The sequence below is a fragment of the Pseudomonas sp. 2,4-D genome (genome assembly GCF_030418155.1).
Classification (GTDB): domain Bacteria; phylum Pseudomonadota; class Gammaproteobacteria; order Pseudomonadales; family Pseudomonadaceae; genus Aquipseudomonas; species Aquipseudomonas alloputida.
Genome location: NZ_JAUHUI010000082.1, coordinates 1 through 3,062, shown reverse-complemented (window position 1 = coordinate 3,062; position 3,062 = coordinate 1). Strand labels below are relative to the sequence as shown.

Below are 3,062 nucleotides of genomic sequence, written 5' to 3'. Positions count from 1 at the left end.
GAGAGTAGGTCATCGTCAAGATTCATTTCGCAAAACCCCTATCTGCGTATGCAGGTAGGGGTTTTGTCTTTGTGGGCTTAAAAATCCTGGCCTTGCCAATGCTCCTCCCTGTGATTGCGATACCCGGCCTCTCCTGCAGGCCCTTTTCCTATGCAAGCCAACAGCCCATGGCTATCATGCCTGCCTTATTCCAAGTCGAGACTGGCATGCTGAAGTTGTTGAATCTCCTCAAGGACGGTCGGTTCCATTCCGGAGAAGCTCTGGGGGCAGCCCTAGGGGTGAGTCGCAGCGCAGTTTGGAAACAGCTGCAGCATCTGGAAAGTGAGCTGAACCTCACCATTCACAAAGTTCGTGGGCGCGGTTACCAGTTGGCTGCGCCACTGGCGTTGCTTGAGACGCAGGCAATCGCCGGATTCGCCGTGGGCGAACAGTGGCCGGTATTCATCCACGAAACGATCGACTCGACCAATGCCGAAGGCTTGCGCCTTGCCAGTGAAGGGCAGGCGGCTCCATTTCTGGTTCTGGCTGAGCGCCAGAGCGCCGGACGGGGTCGGCGCGGCCGACAGTGGGTCAGTCCATTTGCTGAAAATCTCTATTACAGCCTGGTGCTGCGCGTCGATGGAGGCATGCGTCAGCTAGAGGGGTTGAGCTTGGTAGTGGGGTTGGCGGTAATGCGCACCTTGCAGGCGTTCGGTGTAAAGGATGTCGGGCTCAAATGGCCTAATGATGTGTTGGTACGTGGGCAGAAGATCACCGGGATTCTCCTGGAATTGGTCGGCGATCCTGCAGATGTCTGTCATGTGGTGCTAGGCATTGGTATCAATGTAAACATGCAGGTAAACGAACAGGTCGATCAGCAGTGGACCTCAATGCGGCGTGAGGTTGGTGTAGTCATAGATCGGAATCACTTGGTCGCACTGCTCAGTCAGCAACTACAGCACGAATTGGCGCGCCATCGCCGCTACGGCTTTGCCGCATTCCAGGAGGAGTGGGAGCAGGCGCACTTGTGGCAGGGGCGCAATGTATCGCTGGTTGCTGGTAATACACGTATTGATGGCGTGGTTCTTGGCGTCGACGGGCAGGGTGGTTTGCGCCTTGAGGTGGACGGGATGGAAAAGAGCTTCAGTGGTGGTGAGCTCAGTTTGAGGTTGCGTGATGATTCTTGAGCTCGATTGCGGTAACAGCTTCATCAAGTGGCGGGTGATCCATGTCGCCGATGCTGTGATTGAAGGTGGTGGGATCGTCGATTCCGATCAGGCGCTGGTGGCCGAAGTGGCTGCGCTCGCTTCAGTGCGCCTCACGGGTTGCCGTATTGTCAGTGTGCGCAGCGAAGAAGAAACCGATGCGCTTTGCGCGTTGATTGCTCAGGCATTTGCCGTGCAGGCGAAGGTTGCCCACCCTGTCCGTGAAATGGCAGGTGTGCGCAATGGCTATGACGACTATCAGCGCCTGGGTATGGATCGTTGGCTGGCGGCGCTGGGGGCGTTTCACCTGGCCAAGGGCGCGTGCCTGGTGATTGACCTGGGTACCGCGGCAAAAGCGGACTTCGTTTCTGCAGATGGCGAGCATCTTGGGGGCTACATCTGCCCGGGTATGCCATTGATGCGTAGCCAGCTGCGCACTCACACCCGTCGTATCCGCTATGACGATGCCTCCGCGGAGCGCGCATTGAACAGCTTGTCACCAGGTCGCTCGACTGTCGAAGCGGTAGAGCGCGGTTGCGTATTGATGCTCCAGGGCTTTGCCTACACCCAGCTTGAGCAGGCTCGTGTGTTATGGGGTGAGGAGTTCACCGTGTTCCTCACTGGCGGTGATGCGCCGCTGGTGAGGGCGGCCCTGCCACAGGCGCGAGTCGTGCCTGACCTGGTTTTCGTTGGCCTGGCTATGGCCTGCCCATTGGATTGAGGTGCCTATGCGCTGGTTGTTTCTGCTGTTATTGGTGCTCAACGTCTTTTATTACGTATGGCATCAACAGGAAGCCCCGCTGAAGGTCAAGGAAGTCGCCCCGTTGTCGCTGTACAAGGGAAATCAGCAAGAAATCCGTCTGTTGCGTGAAACAGGTGTGTCGGCACCGCCCAAGCGTCGTGATGAATGCCTGGTAGTCGGAGGTGTGAAGGGGCAGGAGCAGTTGGATGCGCTGCGCCAACGCCTGCTGAGTCTGGATATTGCCACCTTGCCGGTGTCAGGGCAGCTGCCTGGGGCGGATGGTCGCTGGCTCAAGGTTGCTCCGGAAAGCGAGCGTTTGCTGGACCAAACGGTTCTCTTGGCTCTTTCCAATGATTTCAAAGACTTAAAACATAAAATTATTTTCTGCCAGGGTATTGCAACTGACGAATAGCTTGATAGAATGGCGCCCGCTTCACAGGGAACACCACTCAGGTGGTAGAGCTGGAAGCAGTGTCAAAGCAGCTAAGTTTCAGATTTGATTGAAAAAATTTGAAAAAACGCTTGACACTAGGACGGCAGACAAATAGAATGCCGGCCACATCTGGAGGGATTCCCGAGCGGTCAAAGGGGACGGACTGTAAATCCGTTGCGAGAGCTTCGAAGGTTCGAATCCTTCTCCCTCCACCAGTTTTAGCGAGAGCCGCAAGCTCCGCGGGTATAGTTTAGTGGTAGAACCTCAGCCTTCCAAGCTGATGATGCGGGTTCGATTCCCGCTACCCGCTCCAAGTTTGCCGGATTTTGCACAAAGTGTTTCGCTCTTGTAGCTCAGTTGGTAGAGCACACCCTTGGTAAGGGTGAGGTCAGCGGTTCAAGTCCGCTCAAGAGCTCCATATAAACAAGGCAGATATGAAAATATCTGCCTTTGTTTTATCAGCGCAAGACTATTTCTTCTGCGGAGGATTGTATCGATGGCTAAGGAAAAGTTTGATCGTTCCCTTCCCCACGTTAACGTCGGCACTATCGGCCACGTTGACCACGGTAAGACCACTCTGACCGCAGCTCTGACTCGCGTTTGCTCCGAAGTTTTCGGTTCGGCAATCGTTGAGTTCGACAAGATCGACTCGGCTCCGGAAGAAAAAGCGCGCGGTATCACCATCAACACCGCTCACGTCGAG

The 3,062-nt window shown here is 55.6% G+C and carries 4 protein-coding genes and 3 tRNA genes; all 7 read left to right on the top strand.

Going from position 1 to position 3,062, the window contains the following annotated elements; all coding sequences use genetic code 11:
- The first annotated feature begins 206 nt into the window (after nucleotides 1-206).
- Nucleotides 207-1,166: a bifunctional biotin--[acetyl-CoA-carboxylase] ligase/biotin operon repressor BirA gene (birA, locus tag QYE47_RS27185; protein ID WP_014589470.1), complete on the top strand. Its 960-nt coding sequence runs from the start codon at nucleotides 207-209 to the stop codon at nucleotides 1,164-1,166.
- On the top strand, nucleotides 1,156-1,905 hold the full coding sequence (locus QYE47_RS27180; RefSeq protein WP_014589471.1) for a pantothenate kinase: 750 nt from the start codon (nucleotides 1,156-1,158) through the stop codon (nucleotides 1,903-1,905). The genes birA and QYE47_RS27180 overlap by 11 nt, the downstream gene beginning before the upstream one ends.
- 7 nt (nucleotides 1,906-1,912) lie before the next feature.
- Nucleotides 1,913-2,338 carry a hypothetical protein gene (locus tag QYE47_RS27175; protein ID WP_014589472.1) on the top strand — a complete coding sequence of 142 codons (426 nt, stop codon included), beginning with the start codon at nucleotides 1,913-1,915 and terminating at the stop codon, nucleotides 2,336-2,338.
- A gap of 152 nt (nucleotides 2,339-2,490) precedes the next feature.
- Nucleotides 2,491-2,574 (top strand) — tRNA-Tyr (locus QYE47_RS27170).
- A 24-nt stretch (nucleotides 2,575-2,598) separates the two neighbouring features.
- Nucleotides 2,599-2,672: transfer RNA gene (locus tag QYE47_RS27165), tRNA-Gly, on the top strand.
- Between the two features lie 29 nt (nucleotides 2,673-2,701).
- Nucleotides 2,702-2,777, top strand: a tRNA-Thr gene (locus QYE47_RS27160).
- A gap of 78 nt (nucleotides 2,778-2,855) precedes the next feature.
- The coding region (locus QYE47_RS27155; protein ID WP_232857662.1) for a GTP-binding protein at nucleotides 2,856-3,062 on the top strand (207 nt) is incomplete at its 3' end.